The sequence below is a fragment of the Blastococcus litoris genome, from assembly GCF_003075095.1.
In the GTDB taxonomy this organism is placed as follows: domain Bacteria; phylum Actinomycetota; class Actinomycetes; order Mycobacteriales; family Geodermatophilaceae; genus Blastococcus_B; species Blastococcus_B litoris.
The window spans coordinates 1-17,664 of the sequence record NZ_QCZF01000019.1; the positions used below are offsets into that span (position 1 = coordinate 1).

At 76.5% G+C, this 17,664-nt stretch carries 17 protein-coding genes, 1 rRNA gene and 1 pseudogene; 3 read left to right on the top strand and 16 right to left on the bottom strand.

All coding sequences use genetic code 11. The features are described 5' to 3' along the window. The 6 genes and pseudogenes from DCS98_RS22240 to steA all read right to left on the bottom strand — a co-directional run. Positions 1-287, bottom strand: a pseudogene (locus DCS98_RS22240) (hypothetical protein); the annotation flags it as partial. After that, complete coding sequence (locus DCS98_RS22245) at positions 284-1,420, bottom strand: glycosyltransferase family 4 protein (protein WP_116453674.1); 1,137 nt, start codon at positions 1,418-1,420, stop codon at positions 284-286. The pseudogene DCS98_RS22240 and the gene DCS98_RS22245, both read right to left, overlap by 4 nt. After that, on the bottom strand, positions 1,413-3,053 hold the full coding sequence (gene murJ, locus DCS98_RS22250; RefSeq protein WP_116453675.1) for a murein biosynthesis integral membrane protein MurJ: 1,641 nt from the start codon (positions 3,051-3,053) through the stop codon (positions 1,413-1,415). The genes DCS98_RS22245 and murJ overlap by 8 nt, the downstream gene beginning before the upstream one ends. Continuing rightward, positions 3,050-3,883, bottom strand: a complete 834-nt coding sequence (locus DCS98_RS22255) for a hypothetical protein (RefSeq protein WP_241038599.1) — start codon at positions 3,881-3,883, stop codon at positions 3,050-3,052. Before DCS98_RS22255 ends, murJ begins: the two co-directional genes overlap by 4 nt. After that, positions 3,880-4,827 carry a copper transporter gene (locus DCS98_RS22260; protein WP_116453676.1) on the bottom strand — a complete coding sequence of 316 codons (948 nt, stop codon included), beginning with the start codon at positions 4,825-4,827 and terminating at the stop codon, positions 3,880-3,882. Before DCS98_RS22260 ends, DCS98_RS22255 begins: the two co-directional genes overlap by 4 nt. After that, positions 4,824-6,011 carry a putative cytokinetic ring protein SteA gene (gene steA / locus DCS98_RS22265; RefSeq protein WP_116453677.1) on the bottom strand — a complete coding sequence of 396 codons (1,188 nt, stop codon included), beginning with the start codon at positions 6,009-6,011 and terminating at the stop codon, positions 4,824-4,826. Before steA ends, DCS98_RS22260 begins: the two co-directional genes overlap by 4 nt. A gap of 166 nt (positions 6,012-6,177) precedes the next feature. Here steA and DCS98_RS22270 point away from each other — a divergent pair, with 166 nt between their 5' ends. Further along, a complete protein-coding gene (locus DCS98_RS22270; RefSeq protein ID WP_116453678.1) occupies positions 6,178-6,984 on the top strand; it encodes a TetR/AcrR family transcriptional regulator in 807 nt (268 codons plus the stop codon). Here the strand turns inward: DCS98_RS22270 and DCS98_RS22275 are convergent, their stop codons facing one another. The 5 genes from DCS98_RS22275 to DCS98_RS22295 form a co-directional block, all read right to left on the bottom strand. After that, positions 6,985-7,695 carry a class I SAM-dependent methyltransferase gene (locus DCS98_RS22275; protein WP_116453679.1) on the bottom strand — a complete coding sequence of 237 codons (711 nt, stop codon included), beginning with the start codon at positions 7,693-7,695 and terminating at the stop codon, positions 6,985-6,987. Positions 7,696-7,760: 65 nt separating this feature from the next. Then, positions 7,761-9,557 (bottom strand): DNA repair protein RecN, encoded by a 1,797-nt coding sequence (gene recN, locus DCS98_RS22280; protein ID WP_241038601.1) that lies wholly within the window; start codon positions 9,555-9,557, stop codon positions 7,761-7,763. Beyond that, positions 9,532-10,572, bottom strand: a complete 1,041-nt coding sequence (locus DCS98_RS22285; protein ID WP_116453681.1) for an NAD kinase — start codon at positions 10,570-10,572, stop codon at positions 9,532-9,534. Before DCS98_RS22285 ends, recN begins: the two co-directional genes overlap by 26 nt. After that, positions 10,569-11,366, bottom strand: coding sequence for a TlyA family RNA methyltransferase (locus DCS98_RS22290; protein ID WP_116453682.1), 798 nt, complete (start codon positions 11,364-11,366; stop codon positions 10,569-10,571). The genes DCS98_RS22285 and DCS98_RS22290 overlap by 4 nt, the downstream gene beginning before the upstream one ends. Continuing rightward, entirely contained in the window at positions 11,366-11,587 is a 222-nt protein-coding gene (locus DCS98_RS22295) for a hypothetical protein (RefSeq protein ID WP_116453683.1), read from the bottom strand. Before DCS98_RS22295 ends, DCS98_RS22290 begins: the two co-directional genes overlap by 1 nt. A 191-nt stretch (positions 11,588-11,778) precedes the next feature. Here DCS98_RS22295 and DCS98_RS22300 point away from each other — a divergent pair, with 191 nt between their 5' ends. Continuing rightward, positions 11,779-12,096, top strand: a complete 318-nt coding sequence (locus DCS98_RS22300; RefSeq protein ID WP_241038603.1) for an alkyl sulfatase C-terminal domain-containing protein — start codon at positions 11,779-11,781, stop codon at positions 12,094-12,096. Here DCS98_RS22300 and DCS98_RS22305 read toward each other — a convergent pair. Continuing rightward, complete coding sequence (locus tag DCS98_RS22305) at positions 12,093-13,202, bottom strand: HAD-IIA family hydrolase (RefSeq protein WP_116453685.1); 1,110 nt, start codon at positions 13,200-13,202, stop codon at positions 12,093-12,095. The two genes, DCS98_RS22300 and DCS98_RS22305, sit on opposite strands and share 4 nt — an antisense overlap. Beyond that, positions 13,199-13,606, bottom strand: a complete 408-nt coding sequence (locus DCS98_RS22310) for a tetratricopeptide repeat protein (RefSeq protein ID WP_116453686.1) — start codon at positions 13,604-13,606, stop codon at positions 13,199-13,201. Before DCS98_RS22310 ends, DCS98_RS22305 begins: the two co-directional genes overlap by 4 nt. 75 nt (positions 13,607-13,681) lie before the next feature. On the opposite strand from DCS98_RS22310, the gene DCS98_RS22315 reads away from it, so the two are divergent. Continuing rightward, positions 13,682-14,959, top strand: a complete 1,278-nt coding sequence (locus DCS98_RS22315; protein ID WP_116453687.1) for a DUF1015 domain-containing protein — start codon at positions 13,682-13,684, stop codon at positions 14,957-14,959. Between the two features lie 14 nt (positions 14,960-14,973). Here DCS98_RS22315 and DCS98_RS22320 read toward each other — a convergent pair whose 3' ends face one another. The 3 genes from DCS98_RS22320 to rrf all read right to left on the bottom strand — a co-directional run bounded on the left by DCS98_RS22320 (position 14,974) and on the right by rrf (position 17,661). After that, the gene (locus DCS98_RS22320) at positions 14,974-15,333 is read right to left on the bottom strand and encodes a single-stranded DNA-binding protein (RefSeq protein ID WP_116453688.1); all 360 of its coding nucleotides are present in this window, start codon (positions 15,331-15,333) and stop codon (positions 14,974-14,976) included. A gap of 99 nt (positions 15,334-15,432) precedes the next feature. After that, the gene (locus DCS98_RS22325; protein WP_164704721.1) at positions 15,433-16,272 is read right to left on the bottom strand and encodes a tetratricopeptide repeat protein; all 840 of its coding nucleotides are present in this window, start codon (positions 16,270-16,272) and stop codon (positions 15,433-15,435) included. Between the two features lie 1,272 nt (positions 16,273-17,544). Then, positions 17,545-17,661, bottom strand: a 5S ribosomal RNA gene (gene rrf / locus DCS98_RS22330). Positions 17,662-17,664 lie beyond the last annotated feature (3 nt).

Consider the following 17,664-nt stretch of genomic DNA (forward strand, 5'->3'; position numbering starts at 1 on the left):
CGGTTGCCCGCGCCGAGCGTGGCCCAGCCGTCGAGCACGCAGGTCGTCCCGCGGGCGGCCCGGACCGACAGCGCGCCGACCGACGCGTCCTCGGCCAGCGCCCACAGCTCCGGCGTCCCCTCGGGGTCGAGGTCGCTCCAGGTGAGCCCGGGGACGCCGACGACGAGGACGCTGTCGGCGGCGGTCGCCGCGGCAGCGTCCTCGGCTGCGCCCGCCGGGGCCAGGAGCCCGAGGAGGAGCGCGAGGAGGGCGGCCAGCAGGACCGCTGCGCGGCCGGCGGCGCTCATGGGGCCCCGAGGAGCTCGCGGTAGACGGCGACCAGCTGCCGCCCCGCGGCCTGCTCGTCGGGCCAGCCGGCGGCCTGCCGCGGACCGGCGGCGGCCAGCGCGGCGGCACGCGCGGGATCGCCGAGCACCTCGACGACGGCGTCGGCCAGGGCGGCCGGGTCGCCCACGGGGACGAAGGCCGCGGCGTCGCCGAACAGGTCGGGCATGCCCCCGGCACGGGTGGCCACCAGCGGGGTGCCGGCGCGCAGGGCCTCCTGCCCGGTGAAGGGGCTGCCCTCCCACCGCGAGGGCAGCACGCAGAGGTCTGCGGCGCCCAGCAGGTCGGCGACGTCGGAGCGGCGGCCCAGCAGCAGCACGGGCAGGCGCTGCGCGCGGATCCGCGCGGCGAGCTCGTCCTCGAGGGGGCCGTCGCCGGCGATGGCCACCAGCGGCGCCGGGCTCAGCCGTCCGTCGGTCTCCCAGCGGGCCACGGCGTCGAGCAGGACGTCGTAGCCCTTCTGCGGGTGGAGGCGTCCGACGGCGACGACGAGCGGGCGGCCGGCGTCGAGGCCGAGCTCCTCCCGCACCTCCTGGCGCGACCGCTGGGCGGGCGGCAGCGGCGGCGCCAGGGCGGGGACGACGCGCACGTCGCGGGCGCCGAGCCGGCGCGCGTTGTCGGCCAGGTCGCCGGAGACGGCCAGGACCATGTCGGCGGCGCGGATCGTCGTGCCCTCCAGGGCGCGCAGGAGCCGCTGCTTGGCGCCGGAGCCCTCCTGCAGCGCGTTGTGCAGCGTGAGCACCAGCGGCCGGGCCCGGTCGTCGGAGAGGCGGCGGGCGGTCGCCGCGACCAGCCCGGCCCGCAGCCCGTGGGCGTGCACGAGGTCGGCGCCCTCGACAGCCGCCCGCAGCTGGAGCACGGCCCGCCCGTCAGCGACCGGTGCGAGGCCCGCGGAGATGCCCACGGGGCGGAACTCGGCACCGGTGGCGGTGAAGCGGAAGAGCTCCTCGGTGGCCGGCGCACCGCAGACCCGGACCGTGGCGCCGGCGTCGCGGACCGCCGGGGCGATCGTCCGGATGTGGCTGCCCACGCCGCCGGCGCTGGTGGCGAGGGCCTCCACGATGCGGCGGCCGTGCAGGGGCGACCGCTCAGTCACCGTGCACCTCCTGTCGCTCCCGCTCCTCGGCCGGACGGTCGGCCGTCCGCAGCGCCCGCCACGACTGCGTGAGGGGTCGTCGCGCCGTCCCCATCATGACGCTCAGTGCGATCACCAGCACGATCCCCGCCCCGAGGAGGCCCGCGCCGACGGCGGCGAGCAGCCCGGAGGGAACCGGGTCGGCGTCCAGCGCCCGGACGGCGAGCAGTCCGCCGGCGGCAGCCAGCACCGCACCGGCGAGAGCCGGCCCGCCCACGCGGCCGACACCGGTCAGCGCTCCCGGGCCGGCCGCCCGCGACACGGCGACCAGCAGGCTGAGGCCGGCGACGGTGACGCCCAGGCTGTGCCCGGCACCCAGCGCGAGCCCGCGATCGGCCTCGGGCAGCAGCTGCGCGAGTGCGACGTCGGCGACCACCGCGAGCAGCCAGCCGCCGACGACGCAGACCGTCGGCGCCTTCCACAGTCCGCGGGCGTACAGCGCCCGGGTGAGGACGGCGACCAGCGCGTAGCCGACGAGACCGGGGGCGAAGGCGATGATCGTGTCGCGCAGCGCAGCGACCTGGGACGCCGGCGCGCTGGCCAGGAAGACCCGCGCCATGGGACCCGACACCGCCACCAGCAGCGCCGCCGCGACGGCGGCCGCGGCCACCACCAGGGTGCTGACCGGCGCCAGGGCCCGGCGGTAGCCCGGCTCGTCCCGGGCGTCGGCCCGCTCGGCGAGGCCCGGGTAGGCCGAGGTGGCCAGCGGGACGGCGAGGGCGGCCCACGGCACGAGGAAGAGGGTGAGCCCGGCCGCGTAGACCACCTGGGTGCCGTCGGGCCCGCCTGCGGCCAGCCGGATCGCGACGGCGGCGACCAGCTGCTGCCCGGCCAGCGTGAGGACGCCCGCGACGGCCAGCCGCCGGACCCGCGGCGCGGCCCCGACCGGGAAGCGCAACGCCGGGCGCAGACCCAGCCGCAGCCCCCGCAGCGGGACGAAGAGGCTCAGGCTCAGCGCCACCACGCCCAGCGTCGTCCCCACGCCGAGCACCAGTTCCGCCGGGCGGGAGAGGTCCTCGACGTCCTGGGCGCCGCCCATGGCGGCGAAGGTCAGGTAGGCGCCCGCCACCACCAGGCTCGACAGCAGCGGCGCGATGGCCGGCCCGGCGAACCGCCGGTGCGCCTGGAGGACGCCGGTGAGGACGATGCCGATGCCGTACAGGACGACCTGCGGCGCGAACACGAGCAGGAACCGGGCGGCGAGGGCGATCTCGGCCTCGTCGCTGGGTCCCAGCAGCAGCCGGGCGATCGGCTCGGCGAGCACGGCGATCGCCACGGCCAGCGGGGTGAGCACCAGGAGGGTCCAGCCCAGCAGCGCCGACGCCGTCCGCCGCACCTGCTCGCGGTCGCCGGTGGCGATGCCGCCGGCCAGCATCGGGACGACCAGGCTGGCCAGCGCGCCGCCGGCGACCACCTCGAACACGATGTTCGGGACGGTGTTCGCCGCCTGGTAGGTGTCGCCGGTGCTGCCGGCGCCGACCGTGTTGGTGAACACCAGCGTGCGGCCGAAGCCGGCGACGCGGGCCAGCAGGGTGAGGACGGCGATCAGGGCCGCCGCGCCGGCGACTCCCTGGGCGACCGTGCGGCGGTTCACGACGGGCGGCGGCCGAGGCGGTCCAGTTCGCGCAGGCCCGGCGTGGCCTCGATGACCTTCGTGAAGCTGACCTTCTCGCTGGCCAGGGTCAGCGCCACCACGCCGGCCAGCAGGCCCGCACGGGCGCCCCGGCCGGGGATGGCGGCCAGCCGGAGCCCGAGCAGCGCGCCGAGGGCGTTGGCCCCGGCGTCACCCAGCATGACCTTCTCCCCCAGGTCGTCGGGCAGCGTGGCCGCGGTGGCCCCCAGCGGGCCGGCGACCATCGTGCCGGCGGGACCGCCCAGCCCGGCCGCTGCGACGAGGGCACCGGCCTTGCCGGCGCGGCCGGGGCGCAGGTCGAGGAGGTTGACCAGGTTCGCGGTGCCGGCGACCAGCCCGGTGGTGATCACGCCGTCGACGAGCCCGCTCGCGCCGGGCCGGCGGGTGAGGACGGCCGCGACGGCGGCGGCCGCGCCGATCCCGGCGACCTTGACCGCGCCGGCGGACACCCGCCCTGCCCGCAGGGCGGCGAGGTGGCCGGCCAGGCCCTTGTCCCGGGCCTGCTCGGGCCGGGCGCCGGCCAGGTCGTCGTAGGCACCGACCGCCCCGGAGACGGTGCCGACGAGGGCGGCGGCGGCCCGCGTGCCCGCGGGTGCGCCGAGGACGGCGGTCGTCGTGGCGGCGGCCGCCAGTGCCGGGCCGCCCAGCAGGGTGACCGGCCGTCCGGCGTAGTTCATCCGGCGCCAGGAGGCGCCGGCGGGGCGGTCGGTGAGGGCGGTGGCGCCGGCGAGCGCCGCACGGGCGGCCGCCGCCCCTGCGAGCGCCAGCCCCATCTTCCGCGCGGTGCTCACGGCGTGGTCGCGGGCACCGGCGGCACCGGCTGGGTGTCCTCGCCGATGCCGTACTTGCCGGACGTGCCCTCGCTCTCGGAGCCCAGCGCCAGGACCGTGCCGATCCGGCCGGCAGCGGCCCCCACGTTGTCCACCGTCGAGATGGCCCCGGACAGGGTGGGGTCGGCGCGGATGACGCCGACCAGGCCGTTCTCGCCGGCCGACGGCGGGTTGCCGGCCACGACGGCGCCGGAGCCCGCCGAGTCCAGGGCCGAGACGAGCTCCACCAGGGTGGTGTTGCGCTCGTCGGCGCCCTCGCCGCTGAACGTGCCGGCGGTCAGGACGACGGCGTAGTCGGCGGGCGAGACGGTGTCGGTGTCCTGGGACAGCAAGTCGAGCGCCGTGAGCCCGGAGAGCACCGACGACACCGCGGCGGCGTCCGGCGCGGTGCCACCCGGAGGCGTCATGAGCACCTGGCCGAGCAGTCCGCCGATCAGCTGACCGGCGTCGTCGGTGGCGGGCAGCTCCAGGCCGGCGGGCAGCCCGCCGCCGGTCGCGTAGCTCTGCAGGCTGGAGGCGGTCGACGGGTCGCTGTACTCCGGGCGCAGCGTGAGGGCGCCGCTGACGGAGCCGCCGGCCTCGCCGATCAGCGCCGTGAGCTGCTCGACGACCTCGGGGGCGACGTCCTCGTTGGTGCTGACCAGCAGGACGCTCTGCCCGGTGAGGGTCCCGTCGACCAGGGCGGGGGCGACGGCCTCCTCGAAGGCGTCGGAGGTGTCCAGCAGCGTCTGGAGCCGCTGGGTCTGGTCCTCGAGGGCCCGCTTGTCCTGCTCGAGGTCGGCGACCTGGTTCTCGATGTCGGCGAGGATCGGCTCGTTGAGGGCCGTCGTGCCGATCACGATGCCGAGCGCGACCGCGAGGAAGACGGCGATCAGCGACACCAGGTGGTAGCGGAAGTCGATCACGAGAAGAGGTTCTCCAACCAGAACACGAAGCTGTTCCATTGGTCGAGCAGGAGGTCGAGGTAGACGCGACCGGCCGCGGAGACCGCCAGCGCGGAGCCGATCGCGAGGAACGCCGCGAGGACGAGCACCACCAGGGCGGCGGTGGAGATGCGGCTGCGGTAGAGGCGGCTCACCCCCTTGGCGTCGACGAGCTTGCCGCCCAGCCGCAGCCTGGTGAGGAAGGTGGAGGCCATGCCGCCGCGGCCCTTGTCGAGGAATTCGACGAGCGTGGCGTGGGTGCCGACGGCGACGATGAGCGTCGCGCCCTTCTCGTCGGCGAGCAGCATCGCGATGTCCTCGCTGGTGGCCGAGGCCGGGAAGGTGATCGCCTCGACACCGAGGTCCTGCACGCGCTCGAGCCCGGGTGCGCGGCCGTCGGCGTACGCGTGCACGACCACCTCGGCGCCGCAGGTCAGCGAGTCGTCGCTCACCGAGTCCATGTCGCCGACGATCATGTCCGGCTGGTAGCCCATCTCGCGCAGCGCGTCGGCGCCGCCGTCGACGCCGATGAGCACCGGCCGGTAGTCGCGGATGTAGGGCCGGAGGGCCTGCAGGTCCTCCTTGTAGTCGTAGCCCCGGACGACGACCAGCACGTGCCGGCCCTCGATCTGGGTGGCCACGTCGGGCACGCCGACGCCGTCGAGCAGGAGCGCGCGCTCCCGCTTCATGTACTCCATGGTGTTGGTGGCGAACGCCTCGAGCTGGGTGGAGAGCCCCGCCTTGGCCTCGGTCATGGCCATGGCCACCGAGGGCCGGTCGTGCACCCGGCCCTCCGCGAGGACCTCGCCGTCCTCGCCGAGCAGCTGGTTGCCGTCGAGGCGGACGTGCGCACCCTCCTTGACCCGGGCGAAGACGTCCTTGCCGACCGAGTCCAGCAGGGGGATGCCCGCGTTGATCAGGACCTCGGGGCCGAGGTTGGGATAGCGGCCGGAGATGCTCGCGCCGGCGTTGACGACGGCGGCGACCCGGCTGGCGACCAGGGCGTCAGCGGCGACCCGGTCGATGTCGACGTGGTCGATGACGGCGATGTCGCCGGGCTGGAGCCGCTTGGTGAGGTTCTTCGTGCGGCGGTCCAACCGGACGGTGCCGGAGACACCGGGGCCGGTGTCCTGTCCCCGGCCGCGCCGCAGGGTGCCGATGCGCATGAGCCCGATGCTTTCACGGCGCCGTGAGGGGTCGTCCGTCCGACGCGCCCTCCGCGACCCGTCAGTCACTCACCGTGTCCGACACCACGGCGCCAGCGACACGCCCGCTCCGTCCGCTCCGGCGCGCCCCCGGAATCGTTACCTCGCCGTGACTAGCGTTGCGGGTGTGACTGGAGTGGCCCACGCCCTGCCCCGAACCGCCCCCCTGCCCGCCGGTGAGACGACGCCGGACCAGGCTCCCACCGGCGCGCTGATCAGGGCGGTTCCCTCCGTCGACCCGGCGCCGGCGGCTCCCGGGGCGGCACCGCGGCCGGCCGGCCGGCGCGGCCGGAAGGCGGCCGGGGAGCCCGGCGCGCGGGAGCGCAAGCGGCAGGAGACGCGGGCGCGGATCGTCGACGCCGCGGCCGACCTGTTCGCCGAACGGGGCTTCGACGCCGTGAGCGTGATGGAGATCGCGAAGCGGGCCGGCGTGGTGGAGAAGACGGTCTTCAACCACTTCCCGGTCAAGGAGGGGCTGGTCTTCGACGCCGACCCGCCGATGCGCGCGGCGCTGCTGGACGCGGTGCGCCGCCGGCCGGCCGGTGAGTCGGTGTCGGCCGCCGCGGGGAGCTTCGTCGTCGGTGCGGTCAGCCTGCTGGGCGCACCGGAGGTGTCCGGTGGGGTGGCCCGCATGGCGCGCGTCATCCGGGGCAGCCGGACCCTGCAGGTGCGGGAGCGGGAGATCCTCGGCGAGCTGACCGACGCGCTGGCCGGGCTGATCGCCGAGGAGACCGGGGCGCTGCCGCACGCCGTGGAGCCGTGGCTGGCCGCGCACGCCGTCCTCGGGCTCTACGCCTCGTTGCTGGACCTGGCTCGCGACCGCGTGCTCTCGGGGGTCACCGGGCCGGAGCTCGGGGCGGAGCTGCGCCGGCAGGGGCGGCGGGGGCTGTCGCTGCTGCAGTTCGGCCTCGCCGGCTACGCGAAGCGCCGCTGACTAGACCTGCAGCGCCCGCAGCAGCTGGTCGCCCCGGTCCCCGGGGAGGTCGGGGTCTCGCGTGAACAGCGCGATGGCCACCATGTAGCCGTCGTCCCCGGCCCAGCCACGCCCCTCGGCGCACAGCCGGCGGATGTGGTCGCGGACCTTCGGTTCGCTGCTGTAGGTGCCGTAGTCCAGCCCCATGGCGAGGAAGTTGACCACGCGGTAGCCGAGGTCGCCGGCCGTGCGCACCGTCTCGAGGGGGTCGGAGTAGCTGGCGACGGCTGCGACCACGTTGTCGTAGCCGGCCTTGAACAGCCGCAGCACCAGGTCGTTGCCGTGGACGCCGCCCCACAGCTCCGGCATGAGGATGTCGCCGTCCGGTGCCGGGATGTAGGGCGGGTTCGAGATCACCGTCGACACCGGCGGCCCGAAGGCGGAGTCGGCCTGGTCGAAGAAGTCCCCCAGCTCGACGGTGTACCGGTCGGCCACCCCGCGGGCGGCGATGTTCGCGCGGGCGGTCTCGACCGAGGGTGCGCTGATGTCGAAGCTGCGCACCCGGAGGCCGGGCAGGGCGGCGACGACGTCGGCGATGGCGGTCGCGTCCCCGGTGCCCAGCTCGACCACGCCCTGCTCCTCCCAGCGCAGCTGGGTGCGGTACTGCTCCAGGAGCATGCAGACCGAGAAGCCGTAGTGCGCCGACTCGTCGGCCGAGGAGAAGCAGGTCACGCTCGCCGCCTACCCCGCCGGTCGGCTCCGCACTCGCACCGTCACCCTTCCGTGGCCGAGCGTGGTCAGCCTCGGGCGGTCGCGGCGACGGCCAGCAGCTCGCGGGCGTGCGCCTGGCCCGTGTCGCTGTCGCTGAGACCCGACAGCATCCGCGCCAGCTCGCGGACGCGGTCCTCGTCCTCGACCGCGCGGATGTCGGTCGCCGTCACCCCCGCGTCGGTGTCGGGCGACTTGTCGACGACGAGGTGCGTGTCGGCGAAGGCGGCCACCTGCGCCAGGTGGGTGACGACGACGACCTGGTGGTCGCGCGCCAGCCGGGCCAGCCGCCGGCCGATCTCCCCGGCCGCCTGGCCGCCGACCCCGGCGTCGACCTCGTCGAAGACCATGACCGGCACCGGGTCGGCGCCCGCGAAGACCACCTCGATGGCCAGCATGACCCGCGAGAGCTCACCACCGGAGGCGCCCTTGTGCACCGGTCGCGGAGGGGCGCCGGGGTGCGGGGCCAGCAGCAGCACGACGTCGTCGATGCCGTCGGGGCCCGGGTCGTCGGGGTGGCTGTCGATCGAGAAGGAGACCGACGCGCTCTTCATCGCCAGCCCGGCGAGCTCGGCGCCGACTTCGGCGGCGAAGCCCTCGGCCGCGGCGCGGCGCCCGGCGGACAGCTGCGCGGCGAGGTCGTCGACGTCCGCTCGGGCGGCGTCGCGGGCGGCGGCCAACGCCTCCAGCGCCTCGTCGGAGACGTCGAGCTCGGCGAGCCGGCCGGCGGCGTCCTCCGCCCAGGCGAGCACCCCGGCCAGGCCCTCCCCCGGGCCGGCGAACTTGCGGACCAGCGCGGTGATCGCGGCGCGCCGGTCGAGGACCTCGGCCAGGCGCGCGGGGTCGGCGTCGAGGTCGGCCACGTAGCCGGCCAGCTGACCGGCCACGTCCGAGACGACGGCGACGGCGTCGGCGAGGTCCTGGGCGAGGAGGACCAGCGTGGGGTCGTCGGAGCCGGCGAGGGCCCGCTCGGCGATCGCCAGCGCCGCGGTGGCGTCCTGCGGCGCCTCCTCGCCGCCGAGGTCGCCGGTCACGTCGCCCACCAGCGCCATGCGGGCCTCGTCGGCGGCGGCCCGGAGGGCGTCGGCGTCGGAGAGGCGCTTGGCCTGGGTGTCGAGGGACTCGTCCTCGCCCGGCTCGGGACCCACCGCCTCGATCTCCTCGAGCCCGTGCCGCAGGACGTCGGCCGCCTGGGCCAGCTCTCGGGCCTGGGTGTGCCGGCGCTCGAGGTCGGCGGCCAGCTCCCGCCAGCGGCCGTGGGCCTCGCGGTAGCGGTCGAGCAGCGCGAGGTGGGCCGGGCCGGCGTACCTGTCGAGGGCCCGGCGCTGCTCGGCCGGGCGGGAGAGCCGCAGCTGGTCGGTCTGCCCGTGGACGGCGAGCAGCCCCTCCGACAGCTCGGCGACGACGCCGACCGGCACGCTCCGCCCGCCGAGGAAGGCGCGGGAGCGGCCCTCGGCGCTGACGGTGCGGGCGAGGATGAGGCTGCCGTCGTCGTCCGGGTCGGCACCCGCGTCGGCGGCCCGCTCCCAGGCAGGGGACTCCGGCGGGAGGACCAGCCGGCCCTCCACACCGGCCTTGCCGCTGGCCCGCACGCGGCCCGGGTCGGCCCTGCCGCCGAAGAGAAGCGTCAGCCCGGTGACCACCATGGTCTTGCCGGCGCCGGTCTCCCCCGTGACGACGGTGAGCCCGCTGCCGAGCTCGAGGGTCGCGTCGTCGATGGACCCCAGCCCGCGGATCCGCAGCTCGGTGAGCCGGCCGGGGTGCCCGTCGACGACCGGGTCGGGCGCCGGGGCCGGCCGGTCAGGACTCGTCGTGCGAGCCGGCACCGGCCACCTCCGCTCCGCCGTCCCCGGTGACGATGTCGCGGGCCAGCACGTTGCGGCTGGTGAACAGCTCATGACCGGGCCCGGGGTGGTGGCGCGCGTCCCGGAAGCCACGGACCGGGAGGCCGAACTTGGCCACGAGGCGGTCGCCGAACGTGGACGCGTGCACGCGCGCGATGCGCACCGGCCGGTCGGCGCGGCGGACGTCGACGCTGCCGCCGTCGGGCACCTCGACGAAGCGGCGGCCGTCGGCCGACACCCGCGACCGGTTGCCGTCGGCCGGGACCGAGACGGTCAGGATCGAGTTCGGCGAGGTCACCAGCGGGCGGGCGAAGAGCGCGTGGGCGTTGCTGGGCACCAGCAGGAGCGCCTCCACGTCGGGCCAGACGACCGGGCCGCCCGCGGAGAAGGCGTAGGCGGTGGAGCCGGTGGGCGTGGCGCAGAGGACGCCGTCGCAGCCGAAGCTGGTCAACGGGCGGCCGTCGATGGCGAGGACGACGTCGAGCACGCGGGAGCGCTGCGCCTTCTCGACGGACACCTCGTTGAGCGCCCAGGTGCTGCCGACCACCGCACCGTGGCCGTCGAGCACGTCGACCTGGAGGGCCAGCCGCTCCTCGACGGAGTACTCGCACTGCTCGATGGCGACGAGGGTCTCCTCGACCGCCTCGGGCTCGGTCTCGGCGAGGAAGCCGACCCGGCCGAGGTTGACGCCCATCAGGGCCGCGTCGGTGAAGTGCGCGAGCTCGGCGGCGCGCAGGAAGGTGCCGTCACCGCCGAAGACCATGACGATCTCCGCGCCGTCGGCGGCGGTGGAGTCGGCCGGGACGACCTCGGCGGCCGGGATGTCGAGGTCCTCGGCCTCCTCGGCGAGCACCCGCACGACGATGCCCGCGGCGGTCAGCCGCGCGGCCGAGCTGCGGGCGAGGTCGACGATGTCGCCGCGCCCGGTGTGGACGGTGAGGAGGACCCGACGGGGTTCCTCCTGCGCCGTGGACGTGCCCTCGCTGGGCTGGGTCACTGAGGCCCCTCCTGCACTGCTCGACGGACGTCGTCCTCCTGCGGCGGCGGCGCGTCCCGGCGCAGCCACAGGAAGAACTCCACGTTGCCCGCCGGGCCGGGCAACGGGCTGGCCACCACCCCGGCGGTGCCCCAGCCGAGGGCCGCCGCGGCGGCGCCCACCTCCAGGACGGCCCCCACCCGGTGCTCGGGGTCGCGCACGACCCCACCGGCACCCAGGCGCTCGCGGCCCACCTCGAACTGCGGCTTGACCATGGGCAGCAGGTCGGCGCCGTCGCGGGCGCAGGCGGTGAGTGCGGGCAGCACCAGGCGCAGCGAGATGAAGGAGAGGTCGGCGACCACCAGGTCCACCGGTCCGTCGATCGCCTCCGGCGTGAGCGTGCGCACGTTGGTGCGCTCGTGCACCCGCACCCGCTCGTCGGTGCGCAGCGACCAGGCGAGCTCTCCGTACCCGACGTCGACGGCGACCACCTCCGCCGCACCTCGGCCGAGCAGCACCTCGGTGAAGCCGCCGGTCGAGGCTCCGGCGTCGAGGGCCCGGCGGCCCTCGACCTGCACGGGGAAGGCCTCGAGGGCGCCGAGAAGCTTGTGCGCGCCGCGGGAGACCCAGCTCGGCTGATCGGGATCGGTGCGGACGACGACGGGGGTGGCCGCGTCGACCCCCGTCGCCGGCTTGGTCGCGGCCTGGCCACCGACGGCGACGCGGCCGTCGGCGATCAGGGCGACGGCGTGCTCGCGGGAGCGGGCCAGGCCCCGCCGCACGAGCTCCGCGTCGAGCCGGCTGCGGCGGGCCATCAGAGCTGGTCGATCGTGCCGAGCTCGCGCTCGAGCCGGGCGTGCTCGGCCTCGTAGACGGCGACGTGCTCGGCGATCGGACGCTCCGGAAGCTCGGCGAACGGGTCCTCCGCCCGTTCCGAGGCGTCGGCCGCCGGCGGCGGGGCAGGGGTCTCGTCGCCGTGATGCGGGCCGGGGCGCGGCGGGCCCGGGACCGGGCGTGACGCGCTGGGCTCGGTCATGTGCTCCCTCCGCGTGGCGTGGCGACGGCGGGCGGGCAGGCTGCCCCCGTCGGGTGGTCCGGTTCGCCCGCGAGATTACCGGCCGGGGCCGACGGGCACGGGGGCACGAGCGGGAGCGATAGCGTCCCTCGTCCGGATCGGCACCGTGTCAGCGTTGGAGGCCCGCCCGCGTGGCGACGATGGAACAGTGCATGAAGGCCCTGCAGGGCATCCTCGGGGACCTCGCTGCGAACCCCGCCGCCGAGGGGCTGGACCGCAGCCTGTCGTGCCGGCTGACCGATCTCGACGAGGTCGTCCTCGGCCGGCTCAGCGCCGGGGCGGTGCGCGACCTGCACGTGCAGCCGCACGGCCCGGCGCTGCCGAAGGCCGACATCCGCCTGACGATGGCCAGCGACGACCTGGTCGCCCTGACCGACGGCCGGCTGGCCTTCGGACCCGCGTGGGCGAGCGGCCGGGTCAAGCTGGAAGCGGGCCTGCGCGATCTGCTGCGGCTGCGCAAGCTGCTCTAGCCCGGCCACCGCTCCTCCCCCGGCGGCGCCTCGAGCCCCCAGCGGTCGACCGCCGCCCGGGCCTGGGCGCCGGACGCGACCACGCGGGCCTGTGCTCCTCCGTCGGGGTGCCGGGCCCAGTGCGCGGCGCACAGCGCGCGGAGACCGTCCAGGCCGTCGCCGGCCGCGTCCTCCGCCGTCGCTGCCACCTCCAGCGCGAGGACGTCCTCGCCTTCACCCGCGTGCGCCGTCCAGGCGCCGCACCGCCACGAGCCGCGCACGAGGGTGACCGCGGAGTGGCGGCTGAGCAGCCCGGCGGCGTCAGCGGCGAGCAGGTCGGGTCGGTGCTCGGGGGGCGCGGCGAGCAGCAGCGCCGGATCGGTGACCCCGGTCAGGACCAGCAGGCTGGCCGCGCCGGCTCGGCGGGCGCCCTCGATGTCGGTGTCCAGCCGGTCGCCGACGACCAGCGGCCGGCGCGCACCGGTGCGGCGGACGCACTCGGCGTGCATCGCGGGGTCGGGCTTGCCGGTGACGAGCGGCGGCTGGCCCGTCACCTCGCGGACCACGCTCACCATGGCCCCGTTGCCCGGGAGCGGGCCGCGCGGCGAGGGGATCGTGGCGTCGGCGTTCGTCGCGACGTGCCGGGCGCCGTTGCGGACGGCGACCACGGCCTCGGCGAGCTGGGTCCAGCCGACCTCGCGGCCGTACCCCTGCACGACGGCCACCGGCCCGTCCTCCGCGCGTGCGACGACGGTCAGCCCGGCCGCCGTGAGCGCCGCAGCGACGCCCGGCCCGCCGACGGGGAGCACCCGCGCACCGGCGCCGAAGGACTCCGCGACCACCGTGGCCGCCGCCTGGGAGCTGGTGATCACGTCGTCCGGCGCGGCGCTGACCCCGAGCTCGGTCAGGTGCTCGGCGACCTGCTCCGGGGTCCGGGCGGCGTTGTTGGTGACGAAGCCCAGGCGCATGCCTGCCGACCGGGCGGACGCCAGGGCATCGGGCACACCCGGCACGGCGTCGGGCCCGACGTAGACGACGCCGTCGAGATCGAGCAGCGCGACGTCGTAGATCTCGGCAGGCGGTGCCGTCGTGCCGGCGAGGAGCGGGGTGGGTTCGGGGACGCTCATGCTCTCTCGGCCGCCTGCCGGGCGCGGACGCCGCGCAGGGCCCGCGCGTAGTGCCCGACGTCGGGCCGCATCGCCACGGCGAGGGCCAGGTGCTCGGCGGCGAGCCGGAGCTCGCCGGCCTTGCTGGCGGCCAGTCCCAGGCCGAAGTGGGCGTAGTCGTCGGTGGGGCTCAGCCCGGTCAGCGCGGTGAAGCTGGCGACCGCCTCGCCGTAGCGGCCGGCGTCGTACTGGGCCCGAGCCAGGGCCTCGAGGATGCTCCGCGAGCCCGGCTCCGCGGCGACCGCCCGGCCCAGCAGCGTGGCCGCGGCCGCGGGATCCCCGTTGCGCAACAGCGCGACGCCCCGGTGGTACCACTCGTAGACGTCGCCGTCGGGAGGAGTCCCGCCGGTGGAAGCGTCGGCCACCCCGTCCCCCTTCCCGTCGGGCCGGGCCGGACCGCGGGCTCCGGACGTGAGCCGGCCGCTCCTACGATCGACCTCGTGCCCGAGTCGTCGTCCCGAACGTCTGCAGCGACGACGGGGCTCGACGTCCGTCCGTTCCGCGCCCTGACCTACCGGCAGCAGGACCCCGAGCACCTCGCCCGGGTGAGCTCGCCAGCCTACGACCTGGTCACGCCCGCCGGCCGGGACCGACTGGCCGGAACCGACCCGCACAACGTCGTCCGGCTCATCCTGCCGTCGGCCGAGGGCCGCTCGGGCTCGGCCGAGACCGCCGCCCGGACGCTGCGGCAGTGGCAGGAGGAGGCGGTGCTCGTCCGCGACGCCGAGCCGGCCCTCTGGCTCTACGAACTGCGCCCGGGCGGTCCCGGACCGGCCACCGCGGGTTGGTTGGGCGCGGTCGCGCTGCCGCCGGCCGGGTCGACGGCCGTCCTCCCCCACGAGGACACCTTCGCGCCGGCCGTGGAGGGCAGGCGTGCGCTTCTGGCCGCGACGGCGACCGACCTGGAGCCGATCGTCCTCGCCCACGACCCCGACCCCGAGGTCGCCGCCCTGACCGACGAGATCCGCGTGGGCCCGCCGACGCTCGCGGTGCAGGACGCCGACGGGGTGGAGCACCGCCTCTGGCGGGTGACCGCCCCGGCGGTGCTCGACCGGCTGACCGGTGCCCTCGGCCGCACGCAGGCGGTCATCGCCGACGGGCACCACCGGTTCGCCGCCGCGCGCGCTCACCACCGGAGCGCGCCCGACCAGCCGGGGAGCGACCGCGTGCTCGCCCTCGTGACGCCCATGGGTCCGGGCGGCCTGCGCGTCGACCCGATCCACCGGGTGGTGCCCGACCTGGACCTCGACACCGCCGTCCGCGCCGCAGCCCGCGGCTTCACGGTGTCCGAGCCGGCCGCCGGGGACGCCGCGCGGGAGGCCCGGGCCTGGATCGCCGATCCCGGGCAGAGCGGCTTCCTGGTCACCGACGGGCACCGGGTGGTGCGTCTGTCCGGGCCCTCGCCCGAGGTGTGCGCCTCGGTGCCGCCGGAGGCGCCGACGGCCTGGCGGAACCTGGACGTCGTCCTGGCGCACCACGGGCTCATCGACCGGCTCTGGCACCGGTCGGACGATCCCACATCGGTCCTCATCGGGCACAGCGTCGACGAGGCGCTGCGCCTGGCCGCCGACCGATCGGGCGTGGCACTGCTGCTGCGCGCTCCGTCCCCGAGCGACGTGGCCGCGGTCGCCCGGGCGGGCGCCCGCATGCCGCGCAAGTCCACGCTCTTCGTCCCCAAGCCCCGTACCGGGCTGGTGTTCCGCCCCCTCGCGGACTGACGACCCGACCGGACTCACGCCGTCCGCTCGGCGGAGCCGTCGGCCGTCCTCGGCACCTTCCGGCCCCTGCGGCAGTTCACCTCGCACACCGAGGCGGTCCCGCTGCCGGTCCGCCAGAACCGCCGTTGCAGCGCACCCTCGACCTCGACGACGTCGCCCGGCTGCCACAGGGCGGCGCGGCGCTGCAGCCCCCGGTCGTAGGTGATGCAGGTCAGGACGTCGACCGACTGGCCGCGCGCCCGGGGTTCCGGGCGCCGCACCACCAGGCGGAAGGTCACCAGCGCGTCCCCGCTGGGAAGGGTCCGCAGCTCAGCGGGAGCGGACAGCCGCCCGCGGAGCACCACGTCGTTCCGGTCGATCACAGCCACGCTCATGCAGCGAGCCTGCTGCGCCGCCGGGCGCCGTCCCAGCGCCCGGCGGCATCTGTGGACGCCGCCGGGCGATGTGGACGACGAGACGTGCTCTGTCGGACGTCAGTGCGTGCCGGTGCCGCCCTCCGCCGGCGGATCGCTCTCACCGAGCAGCTCGGCGACCTCGGCCTCGACCTCCTCGTCGAAGCTCCGGCCGAGCTCGTGGTCGTCCTCCGGCAGCGGCTCGACGACCTCGGGCGGGGTGGCCGCGCCGTCGTCCAGCGGCTGCACGTCGACCAGCTCGTCCTCGAGGTCGGTGAACTCGATGCCCAGGCGGTCGACGGCCCCTGTGACGTCGTCGGTGTCGGCACCCGCGATGGCGATCAGCCAGTCGGAGGACCGCTCGTGCTCGCCCTGCAGCTCCAGCAGGTCCGCGTAGGCCGAGGCCAGTCGGAGCCGGGCGGTGTCGCCGGGCTGGAGCGATGCGGGGTCGAGCCGGTTGCCGAGCGCGCTCTCCAGCACCAGGCGGGCGGCCGCGTCCTCGCCCAGGTCCCGGCGGGCACCGGACTCGACGATCCGCAGCTCGGCGGTCTCCACCGCGTCCGGCGCCTCCGCCAGGGCCTCGGCGACCAGCCGGAGGGCGACCTCGGGCCGCCCGAGTGCTCGCTCGCAGTCGGCCAGCACCGCTCGGTAGCTCTCGTCGCCGCTCATCCGGCGGTAGGCACGGAGCTCGCGGGCGGCCTCGGCGTAGTCCTCGGCGTGGTATGCGGCGACACCCACGGCCTCGCGGACGACCGCCACGCGGGACGCCCGGTCACGCGCGGCCCGCGCGTGGGCGAGCGCCTCGGCCGGGTCCTCCTCGAGCAGCGTGCCGGCGGCGACGAGGTGGGACGCCACCCGCTCGACGTTGCGCGGGTCGAGCCCGCGCAGCGCCGTCCGCACCCCCGCGTCCAGGTCCCGCACGTCGACCCAGTCCGGGATCGCGGGCCCCGGGGGCAGTGGCGGTCGGCGCTCCTCGCCGGCCACAGCCGGGCGACCGCCGTGCCCACCCCGGCGGTCGTCGGACGGGCGGCGGTCACGCCAGCCTCCTCCGCCACCACGAGGCACGGCGGCGCGCTGCGAGCGGTCCCCTCCTGCTCGACCACGGTCCTGCCACTGCGGCCGGTCGCCCTGCGCCTGCGAGCGCTCCGCCCGCTGCTGCCACTGCCCCGGCGCGTTGCGCGAACCCCCTTCGACCGGCGGGTTCCCGGCCCGGGGGCTGCGCTCCTGCCACTGCGGGCGGTCGGTCGAGGGGCGACCGTCGCGGGGGCCGCCACGATCCAGCCGTGCGCCACCGGTAGGCCGCTCGCCGCCAGGACGACGGTCCTGCCACTCAGGGCGGTCACCTGCCGGTCGCTCGCCCTGGGGACGCCGGTCCCGCCACTGCGGCCGATCACCCTGAGGACGGCCCGACCGTCCAGCACCGGAAGCCTGCGGCCTGCCGCCGCCGGCCGGTCGCTCGCCCTGGGGACGCCGGTCCTGCCACTGCGGCCGATCACCCTGGGATCGATCCGAACCGGATCCTTGCGGTCTACCGCCGCGCGCGGGCCGGTCGCCCTGGGGGCGCCGGTCCTGCCACTGCGGCCGATCCCCCTGGGAGCGATCCGGACCGGATCCCTGCGGACTATCGCTGCGCGCGGGCCGGTCGCCCTGGGGGCGCCGATCCTGCCACTGCGGCCGATCACCCTGAGGACGGCCCGACCGTCCAGCACCGGACGCCTGCGGCCTGCCGCCGCCGGCCGGTCGCTCGCCCTGCGGACGCCGGTCCTGCCACTGCGGCCGGTCGCCCGTCGGACGGTCCGCGCCGGGACGGCGCTGCTGCCAGCTCGGGGTTTCGTCACGCGACGAACCCGTGCCACGAGCCCCGCCGCTACGGCCGCCCTGTGCTCCTCCGCCGGCGCCGCGCGGGTAGCCCCCACCGCCACGACGTGCACCGCCGGCCGGCGGCCCATCGCCACGGCCGGCCGAGCCGCCCCGCGGCGCCCCGCCGTGGCTCCTGCCGGCAGCGCCTCGGCCTGCCCCGGAGCCGCGGTCGTCGCGCGCTCCTCCGGATCCGCGTCGCGGTGATGTCATGACTGCGGAATACCTCTTCGATATCGACGGCACGCGTCGGCACACCGCCGACGTCGATCACCGGAACAAGACAAACGAACGGGGGTCAGAGCACGTGGCTCTGACCCCCGTTCGGTAATGGTTGTCCGGCGGCGTCCTACTCTCCCACCCCGTCTCCAGGGCAGTACCATCGGCGCTGAGAGGCTTAGCTTCCGGGTTCGGAATGTTGCCGGGCGTTTCCCTCTCGCCATGGCCGCCGTAACT

Bases quoted from the DNA above. Each gene is read 5' to 3' on its own strand.
- steA (WP_116453677.1), bottom strand. From the start codon at position 6,011: ATGCGCATCGGCACCCTGCGGCGCGGCCGGGGACAGGACACCGGCCCC.
- DCS98_RS22290 (WP_116453682.1), bottom strand. From the start codon at position 11,366: ATGGCCCGCCGCAGCCGGCTCGACGCGGAGCTCGTGCGGCGGGGCCTG.
- DCS98_RS22295 (WP_116453683.1), bottom strand. From the start codon at position 11,587: ATGACCGAGCCCAGCGCGTCACGCCCGGTCCCGGGCCCGCCGCGCCCC.
- DCS98_RS22300 (WP_241038603.1), top strand. From the start codon at position 11,779: ATGAAGGCCCTGCAGGGCATCCTCGGGGACCTCGCTGCGAACCCCGCC.
- DCS98_RS22305 (WP_116453685.1), bottom strand. From the start codon at position 13,202: ATGAGCGTCCCCGAACCCACCCCGCTCCTCGCCGGCACGACGGCACCG.
- DCS98_RS22320 (WP_116453688.1), bottom strand. From the start codon at position 15,333: ATGAGCGTGGCTGTGATCGACCGGAACGACGTGGTGCTCCGCGGGCGG.